Origin of the sequence: Olsenella sp. Marseille-P4559, assembly GCF_900605015.1 — a bacterium.
GTDB lineage: Bacteria > Actinomycetota > Coriobacteriia > Coriobacteriales > Atopobiaceae > Tractidigestivibacter.
Map to the genome: position 1 here is coordinate 596,540 of NZ_LR027574.1, position 15,310 is coordinate 611,849.

The window sequence follows — 15,310 nt, forward strand, 5'->3', positions numbered from 1 at the left end:
CTCTATACTTTCCTCAACACATTTGAACAAGTGGGGCAGCGATGGGAGGCCTTGGGGAGAAGGCCTTTTTGAGCAATGCGCCGCACGTCGAAAGGTATTGGCGCAATGGCAAAGAGGGATGTCGCCGAGCAGGTGCTTGATGCTCTGGGAGGAAAGCAGAATGTCAAGGCGAACGACATCTGCATGACAAGGCTTAGGATCCTCACCGAGCAGCCCGACCTCGTCGACATGAAAAAGCTTCGTTCGATCAGAGGTGTTCTCGGTACCGTTAGGCGCGGTCCCAACGGCGTCGAGATTGTCTTTGGACCTGGCTCCATCAACGAAGTGAGCAACGACATAGTCCAGCTTACGGGCATACAGCCCAGCTATTCCGCGTTTCGTGGATCCTCCTCCGCTCCTGAGGATTCCATTAGTGTGCAGATCAACGGCCACGCCCCCATTCCAAAGGCGGTGCGTGCGGCCGTGGCGGCAAAAAAGCCCCTTGCGTCAACTCGCGTCGAGTCCACCGCAAACGCCGAAGATGACAACGAGGACGACATCGACGAGCTCGCTTCGCTTCTCGAAGCAACAGGTGCCGCCGGCACCAAGCGCCTCCTTGTTGTTAACGGCCCAAACATCAACATGCTTGGCGTGCGTGAGCCCAAGATCTACGGACGCAAGACCTACGCCGACCTCGTGCGTCTCTGCCGCAAGGCTGCTCGCGAGGCAGGCTTTGCCGAGTGCCGATGCTTCCAATCAAACCACGAGGGTGATCTTGTCGACGTGGTCCAGGCGGCATACGGCGAGTTCGACGGCATCGTCATAAACCCCGCGGCTTATACCCACACGTCGATCGCGTTGCTTGACGCACTCAAGTCTGTGGCCATTCCCACCATCGAGGTCCACATCTCGAAGGTCGACGAGCGCGAGGACTTCCGACAGACCTCCTATGTACGCGCAGCGTGCTTCGAAACAATAGTGGGCATGGGCCTTGAAGGCTACCGCAAGGCAATTAAGGACATGGCACAGTACCTCAGCGAGCACGATGAGGACGAGAAGGACTAGCCACCCACGCGGCTATCTCACCAATGGATTGCAGCACCACGTTCCGGACTCGGTCACCAGCCAATCGACGGGAATATCATGTTCGTCCCTTGGCAGGGGGTTTCCCGAGAGCTGCCGCGGGCGCACCAGCGCGACCTTCTCACCCGGATAAAAGGCAAGGAACCTGTCGTAGTAGCCTCCACCATAGCCAATGCGGTATCCCTCGGAATCAAACACAAGGCCTGGCACTATGCACACGGAACCAACCATCTGCGCTGTCGTGAGAGGTCGCCCGCAGCCAGGGGATGGCTCCATGAGGCCACGCAGGCCAGGCTCAAGGTCGTCTTCGGAAGAAACGACATGGAAGTCGAGGGTGTGAGAAGGTCGGCACCTCGGAACCGCAACGCGCTTGCCCTGTGCCCAAGCTGCCCGCATGAGGGCATGGGTGTCAACCTCGCTGCCAAATGAAACGTAGGTGAGGACGAGAGATGCTTCCTTCCAAGCGCGAAGGCCCTCAAGGGTCATAAGAATGGGGGCGTCTGACGTGGCTCGGGCGGGCGATTCCATGTGAGTACGTATGCGAACATATTCCTCACGAAGGGCGGTCTTTCCAGCATCTGCACCTTGGGAACTAGCCACACCATCCTCCTTTCCGCTTCATGACACTTTACCTCATAATGCCATTCTCCTCGAACTTGTTGTCCATCTTGCAACCGTGAGGCAAGACGCCTGCATGACGCCGAGCCGAGCAGCCAACCTCAAAACATGAGACCACTTGAAGACAGAGGCGCAGCGTTGCCGTAAGATTGGTTCTCGTGAACACGCGCGCCGCGTGGTAACGCCAAAAATGCAAAAGGACCAGGAGACATTATGCCCAACGAGGGAAGCTACGACGCCGCGCTCAAGCGCAGCGACCAGATTCAGGCCGACCTGCCCCAGCACCCCGAGAACTACACCATGCTCACGGGCGACAGGCCAACGGGCCATCTGCATCTGGGTCACTACTTTGGCACTCTCAAGGAGCGCGTCCGTCTCCAGGACCTGGGCGTCAACACCAACATCATCATCGCCGACTACCAGGTGATCACGGATCGCGACACCACCGAGCACATCCGCGACAACGTGTACAACATGGTCATCGACTACCTCGCCTGTGGCATCGACCCAGAGAGGACCATGATCTTCACCCACTCTGCGGTACCCGAGGAGAACCAGCTCATGCTGCCGTTCCTCTCGCTGGTGACCGAGGCCGAGATGGAGCGCAACCCCACCGTGAAGGCAGAACAGGCAGCGTCTGGACATGCTCTCACGGGACTTCTCCTCACCTATCCCGTGCACCAGGCGTGCGACATCCTCTTCTGCAAGGGCAACATCGTGCCCGTGGGGCGCGACCAGCTCCCCCACATCGAGATCACCTCTAAGATCGCCCGCCGCTTCAACGAGCGCTACGGGAAGGTCTTCCCCGATGTTGCAGGCCTTCTCACCTCGACGCCGCTCCTGCCCGGCCTCGACGGCCGCAAGATGAGCAAGTCCTACGGCAACGCCATCTCGCTTTCCATGACCGCAGAGGAGACGGCAAGGCTCATCAAGAAGTCGAAGACCGACTCCGAGCGCAACATCACGTTTGACCCCGAGGGGCGCCCCGGCGTCTCGACGCTGCTCACCACCGCCGGCATCTGCAGCGGGCGCGACCCAAGAGAGATCGCAGACGAGATTGGCATGGGCGGCGCGGGCCAGCTCAAGCGCTACACCACCGAGGTCGTGAACGAGTACTTCGCCCCCATCCGCGAGCGCCGCGAGAAGCTCGCAGGTGACCTCGACTACGTGAGGGACGTTCTCCGCGACGGCAACCGCCGCGCGAACGAGATTGCCCACGAGACCCTGAACGAGGTCCGCGAGGCCATGGGCATGGTGTACTAGGCGCACCGCAAGGTAAGAAGCACCAGTGCGATACGAGCGAGGCCTCTATCCGGGGCCCCGCTCGTTTGCTTTGCTGGGGTACATGGTTCGCGTAAATCTGTACAATTGCACGTCACATGGCAAGATGTAACTGGCCTTTTGCGAAATTGAGACGTCAATTTATACAGATTCATGCGGCGAAGTCATGCAACACCGAGGAAATGGCGGCGTCGGCAGCATTCCCCCCAGCATCTGCCGCTAGTCTGCAGAGATGTGCGCCAGGACGTAGGCCGGGGCGCAAACGTAAGTGCGACCACGTGCATCTCGCAAATCGCAGCACCGCTTTGGCCGGCTGTTGGAGCCGGCGAAGGTGTAGCACTTCCCTCGCACGAAGAAAGACTTGCCGACAAGACCCTCGACCTGCAACTTATTAGCCACCGGCACCTCTTGCGAGGGGACGCGCCTGGTAGCTCGTACGTCCGCACCGTAGGCGGCGTTCACCCTTGCCGCAGCTGCATGGAAGCGCTCCCCATGGTCAAAGCAACCAGGAAGCGTGTGGATGAGCTCGTGGAAGAGGACGTCTCGCGCCAGGGCGTCAGTCTTGCACGCGTCGACGGAGTACGAGATCTGGAAGAGCGGTCTGCGCCCGCCACGCAGCTTCTTGCAGCTGCCAATGCGCGAGCGGTTGTGCGTGAGCCTCACAGAGGGAAGGCACTCGCGCGGCAAAATCCCAATGCGCCGCAGGCAGGAGTCGCATTCTGCGAGCAAGGCATCGAACCTCTCCTGCATCTTCGCGCCGCGCACCGGTTTCCCTCCCAGCATATGTACAAATTTTGGGCTCTTCGCTGTTTCCAGTGGGTAGCAGATGAGACGGCCAGCCGGGCCGAGAAGCCCAGGCGGCCGAGCCTGAGGAATACCATCGTCTCGAGGCACCCCACGTTCCCGAATCCCCCCGCCGCCCTCTCGATCGACTGGATGACGGAATCGAGCCCCTCGGGGATGGCGCTGGTGGCGTTCCTGGAGAACCAGTCCAGGATGCCCTCGCGCTCCTTCCTCGCGATCCCCGCCGCGACCCCCATCTCGGGGGCGTTGGAGCGCATGGCCCAGGAGGCGAGGGCCCGCGTCTCGAAGAGGGCCGTGAAGCGCGGGCTCGGCCTCGCCCCCCAGGGCATGCGCGCGGTGCGTGTGTTTGATAGCCTCTGATTTACGGGTTTGAGCACGAAAAGTTTCGGGTTTGAGCACAGGGTCTTTTCGTGTTTGAGCATGGGCACGCCGACCATCCCGCGATTGGCCCAACATGTCGTTGCCTCGGTTTGCGACGTGAGGGGGGGCCAGAGGGGAAATGATCGGCGTGGACAAGACAGGGGACATGCGCGGGAGGGGGAGCCGTGGCGAGCCGATCGCGAGCATCTCGAGGAGCACCGGGGTGTCGGAGCCCACGGTGAGGAAGCACCTGAGGATGGAGGACCTCTCCCCCTCGCGCCCGGGGAGGCGCATCGCGGAGAGCGAGCTGCTGGAGCCCTACGAGGCGACGATCGACGCCTGGCTCCTAGACGACTGCCGCAACTGGAGGAGGCAGCGGCACACGGCCACCCGAGCCTTCGTCCGCCTGCGCGACGAGAAGGGCTACGGCGGGAGCTACTCCACCGTGCAGCGCTACGTGAGGCGCCGGCGCGAGGGGATGGCGGAGGAGGGGGACGCCAGGGACGCGCAGGGGTACCTGCGGCTCAGCTGGCTTCCCGGCGAGTGCCAGGTCGACTTCGGGGAGGCGGACCTCGGGGTGAGGGGCGTCGTAACGAGGGGGAGGTACCTCACGGTCAGCCTCCCGCACCCCGGCGTCGGGCCCGCCCAGGTGTTCTGGGGCGAGACGTCGGAGTGCGTGCGCCAGGGGCTCCGCAACGCGCTCGAGTTCGTGGGCGGCGTGCCCGCGCGGGCCGCCTCCGACAACGCCGCCGGGGTCGGGGGGAGGGTGTGCGGGGAGGTCGGGCCGAGCGAGATGCTCAGGAGGCTCTCCGCCCACTACTGCCTCGGCCACACGCTCACCAACCCGTACTCGGGCAACGAGAAGGGCAACGTCGAGGCGAAGGTGGGCTACCACCGCAGGAGCCTGTTCGTGCCGGTGCCGCAGATGCACGACGCGGAGGCGTTCAACGAGAGGCTGCTGCGGGACTCCCCCGACATGAGCGCGGAGAAGAGGCACCACGGGCTCGGCGTGCCCGAGCTCGGGCTCTTCGAGGAGGGCAGGGCGGCGCTCGCGGAGCTGCCGCCGGCGGGGTACCAGTGCGTGCGCTGGGAGACGCGCAGGCGCAGCAGGCAGGGCGTCCTCGCGCTCGGCGGCACCCACCGATGCTCCGCCGGGCCGGCCTGCGCTGGCAAGGAGGTCGCGGTGGCCGTCGGCGCATTCCGCGTCCGCGTGGTGGACGAGGGCACGGGCGAGGTCGTGGCCGAGCACGAGCGCGAGTGGGGCAGCGTCCCGACGGACAGCTCCGACCCGGCCCTGCGGCCGAGGCCGCTCTGCATGAGGCCCACCGGATGGAGGGACTCGGTCGTGCGCCAGTCGCTGCCAAGGGAGCCCGTGGAGTTCCTGGACGGCGAGGGCGGGGCGGACCTGGGGCGCGACCTGCGGGTGCTCAGGGACGCGAGCGCGCAGCACGGCTGGGAGGCGGCCGTGCGGGGCATGGGGGCCGCCTTGAGGGCGACCGGGGGCGTGGGCGGCGCGTCGGTCGAGCTGTCCGCCGCCGTCGCGGCGTCCGGAGGCACGAGGGCCGAGTACGGCGAGGAGCCCGACCCGGGCGAGTACGACAGGGCCGTCGGCCTCGCGGGGGGTGGTGGCGGACATGCAGCGCCCGGAGCGTGAGGCGACCGAGGAGGCCCTCAGGGCCGCCGCCAGGGCGCCTTTCATCTCGGGGGAGACCATCGACGGCTTCGTCGCCTCCGCCACCCCGGGGCAGCTGTCGGCGTGCCGCTCGATGCTCGAGGCTGTTAGCGCTAACTTGAAAAACGCCAGTTAGGCCAATGCAGCCGACCAGTCCGGACAAAGAAGCTCCACCAATCGCGCAAACGAAGATTCACCAGTTCCGCCAACCGCCTAGATTCGGGCCGTAGGCACGCATCCGGGAGGCTGGCATGGACGGGAACATGATCGGAGGGCCCGACATGGACAAGGAAGCCGGCATCAAGCCGAACTTCTCGGACACAGCGAGGAGGCACGGCGTCGACAGGCACACGGTCGCGAAGTACTGGGCTGCCGACGGGAGCGCGCCGGAGGACGGGCGCGCCGGCAGGCGGAGCGGGTTCGACGGCGTGAGGGGGCTGATCGAGGAGAAGGCGGCGCTGCCCGGGGTGACGGCCAGGGGCATCTACGGGCTGCCGCTCGACCGGCGCGGCGAGGGCGAGCCCAGGCTGCCCGGCCACAGCGGCTCCGCCCACCACCCCAGGACGCGCGGGATAGTCCCCGGGAGGGCCCCCGCCGAGCCCCACCCCAGGTTCGAGACGCCTCCCGGGGCGCAGCTCCAGCTCGACTGGAAGGGGGACGTCACCATGCACGACGCGGACGGGGCCGAGTGCAGCTTCAACGCGTGCACGTCCACGCCCGGCTACTCGCGCTGCCACTTCTTCGAGGGGGCGATGGGCAGGACGCGCGACACGCTCCTCAGGTGCATGGCCGACAGCATCGCGTTCCTGGGAGGGGTCCCGGCGCAGTGGCCCGCCGACGACATGTCGGCCATCGCGACCTTCGGCGCGGACGGGACGAGGGCCAGGGACAGGCGCGTGCTCGCCTTCGCGAGGGACGCCGGCTTCGACCTCGTGCCCTGCAGGCCGCGCTCGCCCGAGACGAAGGGCAGGGACGAGTCCTCGAACCGCTTCCTGGGGCGCCTGGCGGCCTACGGGGGGGACTTCTCGGGCTGGGACGGGCTCGACCGCGCGATCGCGCGCATACGGGCCCGCTCGAACGAGGGGCCCAACCGGACGACGGGGCTCCCGCCCGAGCCGCCCTTCCGAAGGGAGAAGGACCTGCTCGGGCCGGCGCCCCCGAGGTGCGCGCCCGGTTCGCTGGCGGACGAGCCCTCCTGGCAGGTGGTGCCCCCCACGATGCCGGTGGGGGCGAGGGGGCGCGAGTCCTCGGTCCCGAGGTCCTGCATCGGCCACAGGGTGGGGCTGGTCGTGCTGCCCGGGGGCGAGCTGCTGGCCTGCGACGGCGGCAGGCTCGTCGCCGAGCACGACACGGCGGCGGGCAGCCAGCCCATCGCCTGCGACGAGGCCCACTACGTCGAGGCCCTCGCCGGGAAGAGGTGGGCCACCATGGACGGCGACATCGCAGAGGCCGCCAGGGGCAACCTCGAGCTGCTCGGCGGGCTCGGGGGCGAGTCGCGGGCGCGGGGGCCGGCGTCGCCGAGAGGGTCAGGGACAACCTCGAGGGGCTGGGGCTCGACGCGATGCCCTCCTCGTTCGACGACTACGCCTCCCTCGTGGCGGCGGGCTCCAGGTCCTTCGGCGACGCGATGCTCGAGATGACCGACGCCCAGCTCGCGCTGGTGCGCAAGCGCGACCTCGACGGCAGGATCCGGAAGGCGGGCTTCCCCTACGCGAGGGCGCCCAGGGACTTCGGCTCCTCCTTCCGGCCCTCGGCCGGCAGGCCGGTCGTGGAGAACCTCGCGACCCTCGGCCTCGTCGACAGGCACGAGAACGTGGTGCCCGTCGGCAGCCCCGGGACCGGCAAGGCGCACATCGCCGTCGCGCCGGGCGTGGAGGCCATAGGCGCCAGGAAGCTCACCTACTTCGTGGACTGCCAGAGGCTCGTGCGCGACCTCGGGCACGCCGCGGAGAAGGGGGCGCCGGGGCGCAGGCTGCGCTTCTGCTCGCACCTGTCGCCGCCCGTCGTCGACGAGCTGGGCTACCTGGGGATCGACAAGGAGGGGGCGGACCTGTCCTTCCAGCTGGTATCGAGGCGCTGCGAGAGGCGCTCGACGATCATCACGACCAACGTGGGCATCGGCTCGTGGGCGGGGGTGTCCGGCGACCCGGTCGTCGCCTCGGCGATCGCGGACCGGGCCTGCCACCACTGCCACGTGATCAAGATCACGGGCAAGTCCTACAGGGCGAGGGAGGTGATGGGGCAGGAGGCCCAGCCGCGAGCCCGCGGGGGCGCCGGAAGCGGCGATGGTCCGCTTGCCTGACCGGCGAAAGAACATTGGCGCGATTGGCGCCTGAAAGTTGTGCGGATTGGTGATTTCCTAATTGACGCTAACAGAGGCCGAGCTCGTGCACAGGGACAGGGCGAAGAGGCAGCGCCTGCCCGGGCAGGCGAGGCTCCCCGTGCCGAAGCCGTTCGACGGCCTCGACTGGGCCAGCGTCTCGTTCCCGGACGGCTGGGGCCGCGAGGACATGCTCTCGCTCTCCTTCATGGAGCGCGCGGAGGGCCTCGCCTTCCACGGCCCGACGGGCAGGGGGAAGACCCACGTCGCCACCGCGCTCGGAATCGCCGCGACGTCCGCGGGCTACCCCGCGGGGTTCTGGCAGACGGCCCGGCCGGCGCCGCGGCCGGGCAAGGCCAAGCGCGAGGGGACGCCCGACGGGCTGCTCGCCGACGTGGCCAAGGCGAGGCTCCTGGTACCGGGCGGGTTCGGCTACGTGCCCTTCGACGTGGACGGGGCGAGGCCGCCCTGCCAGGCGACGCCCGAGGGCCGCGAGAGGAGGAGCGTGATGTCCGCCACCAACGTCGAGTCCGGCAGGTGGGGCACCGTCTTCGCGGACGACAAGCTCGCGGCGGCGATCGTCGACCGCGTCGTGCACCACGGCAGGCTCGTGGAGTTCGGGGGCCCGAGCCACAGGCTGGAGGAGAGCCTGATGCTCGGGAAGTCGGGAAGGCAGGGAGGTGCCGGCGGGCCCGTGACGAAACCCGAAAAACTTTCGTGCGCGAACCCGAAAGAATCCGTGATGAAAACCGAATGTTGTTGTTCACTAAGAAGTGACGCGAATGGCCATCGGAAACTGAGCGCCGTGGTCGGGAAGAATTGAGCAGTCTGGTCAGATTCTGGCCGTGTCCCGGTGCGTCAGGGACACGGCCAGGCCTATGTTCTCCCGGGGCGCCGACTTTGGCGAGTGCCGCCCCGGGAAGGAAGGGGAAATGACCGTGCCCCCAGACGGGCAGGAGGACGCCAGGAGGATGGACCGGGACGGGGTGCCGAGGTCGCGGATTGCCCGCGAGCTGGGGGTCAGCAGGAACACTGTCGCCAAGTACGCGGACAAGCCCGACATGTCGCCCGAGCCCCCGCTGGCCCGAAGGAGGGCCCGCCCGGCCACGGACGGCCTCTCGCACTGGACCGACGCGATCCTGGAGGCGGGCCCGCCCGTGCCGGGCAAGCAGAGGCACACGTCCAAGAGGGTCTACGAAAGGGCCGTGGACGAGATGGGCTACGAGGGCTCGTACTCGTCGGTCAGGAGGTACGTGGCCGCCTGGAGGGGCGACCACGCGCGGGGGCCGAGGGACGGCCACCTCGAGCTCGAGTGGGTGCCGGGCACGGCGCAGGTCGACTTCGGGAACTTCCGGGCGACGGTCGCGGGGCGCGCGGTCGGCCTGAAGCCCCTGGTGGCGACCCTGCCGCACTCCAACGCCCGCTACTGCGTCGCCCTGCCGCGCGAGAGGGCCGAGGTCTTCTGCCGGGGCCTGAGGGCCGTCTTCGAGCGGATCGGGCGCGCGCCGCGCCTGCTCGTGCCCGGCAACGCCACCGAGGCCGGCAGGATGCTGTCCGGCAGGGTCACGGAGTCCGAGCCCTTCTCCCAGTTCCGGGCGCACTACCGCTGCGAGAGCCGCCACCGCGACCCCTACTCCGGGAACGAGAGGGGGTCGGTGGGGAACGCAGTCGGCTTCCTGCGCCGCAACCTCCTCGTCCCCGTCCCCGAGGCGGACTCGCTGGACGAGCCCGGCGAGAGGCTCGCGTCCGGCTGTGACCGCATCAACGCCGGCGCGAGGAACAGGGAGGGCAGGGAGACCGCGAAGGCGCTTCCGGAGGACCTCGCGGGCATGCTGGCACTGCCGGGCACGCCGTTCGACGCGGCCGGGTGGGCGCATGCGCGCGCCGACAAGCGCGGGTACGTGCGCGTGGACGGCAACCTCTACTGCGCCGGCCCCGCATGGCACGACCGCGAGCTCCTGGTGGGCGTGCGCGCACGCACCGTGGAGGTGCTCGCCGACCGTGGCAGGCACGTGGCCACGCTCGCCCGCAGCTTCGGCGAGGGCGAGACGGCGGGGAACCCGGTCTCGCTGATACCCGCCCTCGTCGCCCGCCCCAGGGCCTTCGGGGAGTCCACGATCCGGCGGGACATGCCGGACGGCCTGGTGGAGGCCATCGACCGCTGTGGCAAGGCCGACAGGAGGCAGGCCCTCCGCGTGCTCGGCAGGGTCGCCGGCGTCGCGGGCTTCGGCGCGGCCTGCGAGGCCGAGGAGCGCGTGTTCGCCGGCGGGAGGGTGCCGGACGAGGCCTCCTGCGACATGCTCGCGAGGCGCATCGCCGCCGGCAGGAGGCGCTCGCTCACGAAGTCCGTGCTCGCCGAGTGGGCGCGGAGGGGCACGCCCAGGCAGGTCGAGCACCTCGCGGGCTACCTCGAGGCCGAGTGCGCGAGCAGGGAGGCGTCGAAGCGCGCGAACCTGCCGGGGCGCTGCGCGCTGCCGCAGGCCAAGACGTTCGACGGCTACGAGTGGGGGCAGGCCGAGCGGCCCGACGGCTTCGGGAGGGACGACCTGCTCTCGCTCTCGTTCCTCGACGACCGCGAGGACCTCGTGCTCATGGGCGACGTCGGCACGGGCAAGACGCACATGGCGGAGGCGCTCTGCGCGCTCGCCTGCCAGCGGGCGCGGCCCGCCAGGTTCTTCACGGCCTCCTCGCTCGTGATGCGCCTGCGCCGCGCCCGCGACGACGGAAGGCTCGACCGCGAGCTCGCCCAGCTCGGCGGGGCCGAGCTCCTGGTCATAGACGAGCTAGGCTTCCTGCCGCTCGACGCCGACGGGGCCAGGCTGCTCTTCCAGGTGGTCTCCGAGGCCTACGAGGCGCAGTCGGTCGTGTTCACGACCAACCTCGAGTTCTCCAGGTGGGGCTCGGTCTTCGGGGACGACCAGATGGCAGCGGCCGTGATAGACCGCGTCGTCCACCACGGGAGGCTCCTGCAGTTCCGCGGCGAGTCCTACCGCGTCAGGCACGCGCTGATGCAGTGAGGGGTGCTCAGAAAGCATGCTCGGAACGCGTGAGCGAACTGCTCAGAAATTAGTGACCATTCTGCTCACATCGTCTTGACAAAACACAACCGAAAGTCAGGCTTGACTAAACACACGGTGCGGACGCCGCGCTCCGGGCAGTCCGCCCTGGGCACGGCGCGGTGCACGACGGTCTCGCACCGCCAGATGCCGAGGCGGCGCCAGGCGCGCTCCCGCGTGTCGTGGGTCCCGCACCTCCGCCCGCGCCCGGGGCACCCCACGGCCCGCCCCCTCACGTGCGCCACGCGTACGCGGAGCCCGTCGGGGGCGTCCCCTTTCTCCTCGGACCAGGCGCCCGTGACCTCCCATCCCGCCCCGAGCCCCATCGACCTCTCGAAGAGCCCTGCCAGCATCCCGGCCTGTGCCTCCATCGCCGCCTCCCGGGTGGATGTCCAGCCTTCCCCAGCAAGGCAATGTCCTACCGCTCGGGGGGGCCGGCCACGTCATCGCGGGGAGGTGCTACCCACCAGAAGTGACGAAGAGCCCAAATTTTGCCCGCTTGAGCGTCCCACGTTCAAGCGGGCATCGCTTGAGCTCATGCGTCAAACCACCAAGCAGACTTAACGTTTATGAATCCCCACAAATATGCAGTACGTCACGCATGAGTAGAGAAGCACATAGATGACAAAGATCTGGGGCACGGGCCATACATCTGGGAACCCAAGAGACTCACCCCGGCTCAAATAGAAATCCTCCAATAGCGGGGTAACCCAATACATGGAGGCATAGAGAGCAAGCCAGGAGGCAAGCTGGGCTACAGCCCTGCGCACAACCGCACAGTTACTGCCCACGTCGCGGTGCCTTACATGGTCAACGACATCGAGCACAACGCATATGGTCGGGACAGCAAACAGGCTCGCGTAGAAAAAGACCTGGATTACCCCCTCGCAGAGTTCGCTCGGATAGTAGTGTGGCATGAGCGCAGCGGTTACCAGCTCAATCAGGACAAGGATTGGACATGCGACCCTGGCAAACCGCGAGGCTTTGTTGGTTTCTTTCATGATCACACCACAGTCCATTTTGAACGCGCGTTACCGTCGGATGCGATAATAACGGCCATTGATGTTTGGCCAGCCAGTCTCGCCCTCCCACCTCAAGTAGTCGGCCGAGTGCTGGGCTATGCGTAATCCTTGCGTGCTGGATTTTGAGTAAACAAATCCAATGTGGTCAACAGCACCGTCATCGCCACTATCATAGCCTATAAAGTCACCGGCACGAACATTGTTCTTTAGCGAGTTCCAGCTTGTCGAATTGTACCCACTGCCCATATAGTTAGCGAACGTGTTGGCCTGAATCCAAGAGAGAGAGCGGTTCCCGATTGATCTCCACCACCAACCGCTCGCAATGTCATTGTAGTAGTCCATGCCGATGCCTCCTGCATGCAGAATCTGAGATGCGAAGTTCGTGCAGTCAGCACCGGCTAGATACCAAGTTCTTTCATACCCATAATCGGAGTTGTAAGAAGTTGCATACTTGAATGCATAATTGCAAGCATTCGAAAGGTTAATGCCCGAATTCCGCAGAGCAACAGGTGTCTCTCTCTGTTCTATCCCGACAGGAAGGATTTTCTCTGCCTGACTTTCCGCCTCATCAATAGATATTGTCTCTTTGTCAACCGCTGACTCGAGAGAGAGAATTTCATTCTTCAAGAACTCATTCTCAGAAGGATTCTCGTAGATATCGAGAAATGCAAGGATGTCACCGAACTCGTCACCCGCAATTACCCCATCAAGACCCATGGCATAGCTTTTGTATTCCGAGGCAGTCTCTACAGTGAGCTCTGGCAACCCGAACGACTTCGCCCCCGCCAAAAAGCCAGGATGTTTCTTAGTGAACGCAGTTAAAGCTGCCTCGTTATCCTCATACACATCAAGGAGCTTATATCTCTGATCAAATGCGCTAATTGTAACTTCAACACGAGGCTGGTCACTTGCGTTACTTGATACCTGACCCGCATATGCTTGCGTAGTACCCAATAGCAGCAAAACCATGAGCATGATGAAAAGAGAGCCGAGTTTTACGCAACTACTTCTGCAGAATCGTTTGCTTAGCATAATGCCCCCATTCTATTCATGACCTCTCGCCCAACCGCGCCAGCTTTGTCACCTCCCCTAGGACCATAGTCACTATTGCGCGTTGGCACAGAGGATAGCCATGCTGGGAGACCATGTCTGTAGTCAGCAGGGACCTAATATCAGCTATCGCCCTGACTACACCGTATCCCAGCCAGGATCTCCCGCCGGAGAGCGGGGATGTCAGGGGCCTGCACTCGAGTGAGGCAGACCCTCCGAGCCGTCTTAATAGTTGACGGGGCATAGCCAAGCTCCTGGCTAATCTCCCTAACGGTCCTCCCCTGAAGAAGAAGCAATGCAGTGTCTATCTGGAGGGGTGTAAGGTCATAGGCAGCAAGAACATCGCGCACCACTACTTCGTTGAGGGAAATGGAACGCTGCTGCAACTTGTCGCGGGCGAACCGCCCAGAGCAGACTATTCTTCTCCCAACATAGACGCCCGATGCCGCAAATACCAGCGCTGACAAGAAGACGCAGACAAGCTCGAAGCCCGTCTGCGTCCCATACACGCCAAGAACACCAACGTGATAGGTGAAGGTAGTCGCAACGCGATTGAACAGCACGCAGCCACCCACAAGCCCAAGCGAAAGACCACAAAGAACTGGTGAGCCCGAAGGTCCCGCTACATACGCCCCACAACTCACAACGAGAAGTAGGAGGGAGAGCGCGGCTAAAATCGTCGGTGCCAAATCCGGCATGACGAAGGCAACTGTGAGGATTGAAACCGAGAACGCGACCGAAGGCACACTCTGCTCGGATGACCTTACAAAGAGGGAGAGAATGCAGCAAAAGCAGACAGGAGCAAAAAACGTAAGCGCAGCAGGCATGAACGAGAACCAGTATAGTCCGCGCCACACCTCCTCGAGACCGCTTCCGACAACGCAGCCAATAAGGAACAAGCAAAGCGATTCCCTCGGCTGAACACCGACGGCGGTTTCCTCAGTGTCGTCCCGCAGCGGCATAGTGAAAGAAGTTGCCAATATAAGACATACACCTACAACTAGTGATAGCTCAGCCAGAAGAAGATCGCACAAAATAAAGGCAACCACGGAGCAGGCCATAGTAATGGGACGTCTCTTGAATGCACCCCTTCGAGAGGCTGCTGCTACCCACCAACGGTACAGGCAGAACCCCAGCACGGCATCGCAGGCAAACATTACTGAGGTACTATGGGGAATGAAATCAGAGACGAGAGACCCAATAGCCGCCGCGATCGGGGGAAGCCTGTTGAGGAGATTCCCCGAGTATCGCACTGGTCCACGGCAATCGCTCCGCTTGCACAGGACAGACGTGTGCGAAGCGAGCATGCCGGCGGCCAAGGCGAAAAGCCGATCCTGCCCGGTACCCCAGACGCCATGGGGAGCGTTCACGGGAAGCAGCAGATACAAGGTCGTAGCAAATAGGAGGGCCTCCGCGACAGGCCCCACGCTGTTGTCCGGCCCGCGTTCCTCGACGCCCCTGCTCATGCCCTGGACTGCAAGTTGTAGATGATAGCGCTCCCTCAGCTGGTCAGCCCCCTCGACACCAATCTTCCTATACGCGCGCCGGAGGTACTCCCTGACGGTCGACGGTTTGATCCCGATCAGCTCTGCACTCTCCTGGGAAGTCCTTCCTCGGAGCAAGTGTCCTATCGCCTCCGTCTCTCGCTCCGTAAGGCCGAACTCAGACAAGTCCGGAAAAGCGAAGTCGATAGGCTTCGAGTCCGTCTCCCCCACTCCGGAACCACACCAGCCGTGGTGCGAACGGATTGCAGCCAGGCAGGTCGTTGACACGAGCGCGACAATAATGGCTCTCGAGTCAGACTGGGAAACCAACCCACTCGTGTTCACTACTCTCGTATACAGGTTCCATGAAAGCGTGCCGCATGCGGCAAGGGACGCAAGCCGTGCGACCAATAAGTGCTCTGTACCATTCTCAGTGCCCTCGAACGCTGAATCAGCAGCGAGCAACACAAAGAGAAGTGAAACGCAACACGAGGCCACGCCAGAGAGCGTGAGCTCCAAAATGATGGGTCCACCCCCGGCAGATACGCCAGCGAGCCACGCGGGCTGGGTGAGTAGCCCCA

Annotated in this window: 15 protein-coding genes; 9 read left to right on the forward strand and 6 right to left on the reverse strand. The window is 64.8% G+C overall.

Annotation, left to right across the window (positions count from 1 at the left end):
* Positions 1-105: 105 nt before the first annotated feature.
* Positions 106-1,044, forward strand: a complete 939-nt coding sequence (aroQ, locus tag E0E00_RS08935) for a type II 3-dehydroquinate dehydratase (protein WP_130812180.1) — start codon at positions 106-108, stop codon at positions 1,042-1,044.
* Between the two features lie 12 nt (positions 1,045-1,056).
* On the opposite strand, the gene E0E00_RS08940 is transcribed toward aroQ, so the two are convergent.
* Positions 1,057-1,662, reverse strand: a complete 606-nt coding sequence (locus E0E00_RS08940) for a 5-formyltetrahydrofolate cyclo-ligase (protein ID WP_130812181.1) — start codon at positions 1,660-1,662, stop codon at positions 1,057-1,059.
* Between the two features lie 231 nt (positions 1,663-1,893).
* Between E0E00_RS08940 and trpS the strand changes: the two genes are divergently transcribed.
* Positions 1,894-2,943, forward strand: coding sequence for a tryptophan--tRNA ligase (trpS, locus tag E0E00_RS08945; RefSeq protein ID WP_130812182.1), 1,050 nt, complete (start codon positions 1,894-1,896; stop codon positions 2,941-2,943).
* Positions 2,944-3,180: 237 nt separating this feature from the next.
* Here trpS and E0E00_RS08950 read toward each other — a convergent pair whose 3' ends face one another.
* Positions 3,181-3,726 carry a M48 family metallopeptidase gene (locus E0E00_RS08950; protein ID WP_130812183.1) on the reverse strand — a complete coding sequence of 182 codons (546 nt, stop codon included), beginning with the start codon at positions 3,724-3,726 and terminating at the stop codon, positions 3,181-3,183.
* A complete protein-coding gene (locus E0E00_RS15395; RefSeq protein WP_371683401.1) occupies positions 3,621-4,022 on the reverse strand; it encodes a transposase in 402 nt (133 codons plus the stop codon). Before E0E00_RS15395 ends, E0E00_RS08950 begins: the two co-directional genes overlap by 106 nt.
* On the opposite strand from E0E00_RS15395, the gene E0E00_RS15015 reads away from it, so the two are divergent.
* From E0E00_RS15015 to istB, 7 genes are all read left to right on the forward strand, one after another.
* On the forward strand, positions 3,931-4,125 hold the full coding sequence (locus tag E0E00_RS15015; RefSeq protein ID WP_242622208.1) for a hypothetical protein: 195 nt from the start codon (positions 3,931-3,933) through the stop codon (positions 4,123-4,125). The genes E0E00_RS15395 and E0E00_RS15015 overlap by 92 nt on opposite strands.
* Before the next feature lie 148 nt (positions 4,126-4,273).
* Positions 4,274-5,779 (forward strand): IS21 family transposase, encoded by a 1,506-nt coding sequence (gene istA / locus E0E00_RS08960; protein WP_207302703.1) that lies wholly within the window; start codon positions 4,274-4,276, stop codon positions 5,777-5,779.
* Entirely contained in the window at positions 5,760-5,933 is a 174-nt protein-coding gene (locus E0E00_RS14380; protein ID WP_165443633.1) for a hypothetical protein, read from the forward strand. Before istA ends, E0E00_RS14380 begins: the two co-directional genes overlap by 20 nt.
* A gap of 115 nt (positions 5,934-6,048) precedes the next feature.
* Complete coding sequence (locus E0E00_RS08965) at positions 6,049-7,437, forward strand: IS21 family transposase (protein WP_242622209.1); 1,389 nt, start codon at positions 6,049-6,051, stop codon at positions 7,435-7,437.
* Positions 7,359-8,099 carry an ATP-binding protein gene (locus tag E0E00_RS08970; RefSeq protein ID WP_130812186.1) on the forward strand — a complete coding sequence of 247 codons (741 nt, stop codon included), beginning with the start codon at positions 7,359-7,361 and terminating at the stop codon, positions 8,097-8,099. The genes E0E00_RS08965 and E0E00_RS08970 overlap by 79 nt, the downstream gene beginning before the upstream one ends.
* 61 nt (positions 8,100-8,160) lie before the next feature.
* A complete protein-coding gene (locus E0E00_RS08975) occupies positions 8,161-8,940 on the forward strand; it encodes an ATP-binding protein (protein WP_130812187.1) in 780 nt (259 codons plus the stop codon).
* A gap of 109 nt (positions 8,941-9,049) precedes the next feature.
* A complete protein-coding gene (gene istB / locus E0E00_RS15230) occupies positions 9,050-11,134 on the forward strand; it encodes an IS21-like element helper ATPase IstB (protein ID WP_165443634.1) in 2,085 nt (694 codons plus the stop codon).
* Between the two features lie 599 nt (positions 11,135-11,733).
* Here the strand turns inward: istB and E0E00_RS08985 are convergent.
* The 3 genes from E0E00_RS08985 to E0E00_RS08995 form a co-directional block, all read right to left on the reverse strand.
* The gene (locus E0E00_RS08985; RefSeq protein WP_130812189.1) at positions 11,734-12,174 is read right to left on the reverse strand and encodes a hypothetical protein; all 441 of its coding nucleotides are present in this window, start codon (positions 12,172-12,174) and stop codon (positions 11,734-11,736) included.
* 30 nt (positions 12,175-12,204) lie between these two features.
* Positions 12,205-13,041 (reverse strand): amidase domain-containing protein, encoded by an 837-nt coding sequence (locus tag E0E00_RS08990; RefSeq protein ID WP_207302704.1) that lies wholly within the window; start codon positions 13,039-13,041, stop codon positions 12,205-12,207.
* Between the two features lie 326 nt (positions 13,042-13,367).
* Positions 13,368-14,960, reverse strand: coding sequence for a helix-turn-helix transcriptional regulator (locus E0E00_RS08995; RefSeq protein WP_165443635.1), 1,593 nt, complete (start codon positions 14,958-14,960; stop codon positions 13,368-13,370).
* Positions 14,961-15,310 lie beyond the last annotated feature (350 nt).

What these genes read in the sequence shown, in the direction of transcription:
- E0E00_RS14380 (WP_165443633.1), top strand. Translation starts at nt 5,760, where the DNA reads ATGCAGCGCCCGGAGCGTGAGGCGACCGAGGAGGCCCTCAGGGCCGCC.
- aroQ (WP_130812180.1), top strand. Translation starts at nt 106, where the DNA reads ATGGCAAAGAGGGATGTCGCCGAGCAGGTGCTTGATGCTCTGGGAGGA.
- E0E00_RS15395 (WP_371683401.1), bottom strand. Translation starts at nt 4,022, where the DNA reads ATGCGCTCCAACGCCCCCGAGATGGGGGTCGCGGCGGGGATCGCGAGG.
- E0E00_RS08985 (WP_130812189.1), bottom strand. Translation starts at nt 12,174, where the DNA reads ATGAAAGAAACCAACAAAGCCTCGCGGTTTGCCAGGGTCGCATGTCCA.
- trpS (WP_130812182.1), top strand. Translation starts at nt 1,894, where the DNA reads ATGCCCAACGAGGGAAGCTACGACGCCGCGCTCAAGCGCAGCGACCAG.
- E0E00_RS08965 (WP_242622209.1), top strand. Translation starts at nt 6,049, where the DNA reads ATGGACGGGAACATGATCGGAGGGCCCGACATGGACAAGGAAGCCGGC.
- E0E00_RS08970 (WP_130812186.1), top strand. Translation starts at nt 7,359, where the DNA reads ATGCCCTCCTCGTTCGACGACTACGCCTCCCTCGTGGCGGCGGGCTCC.
- istB (WP_165443634.1), top strand. Translation starts at nt 9,050, where the DNA reads ATGACCGTGCCCCCAGACGGGCAGGAGGACGCCAGGAGGATGGACCGG.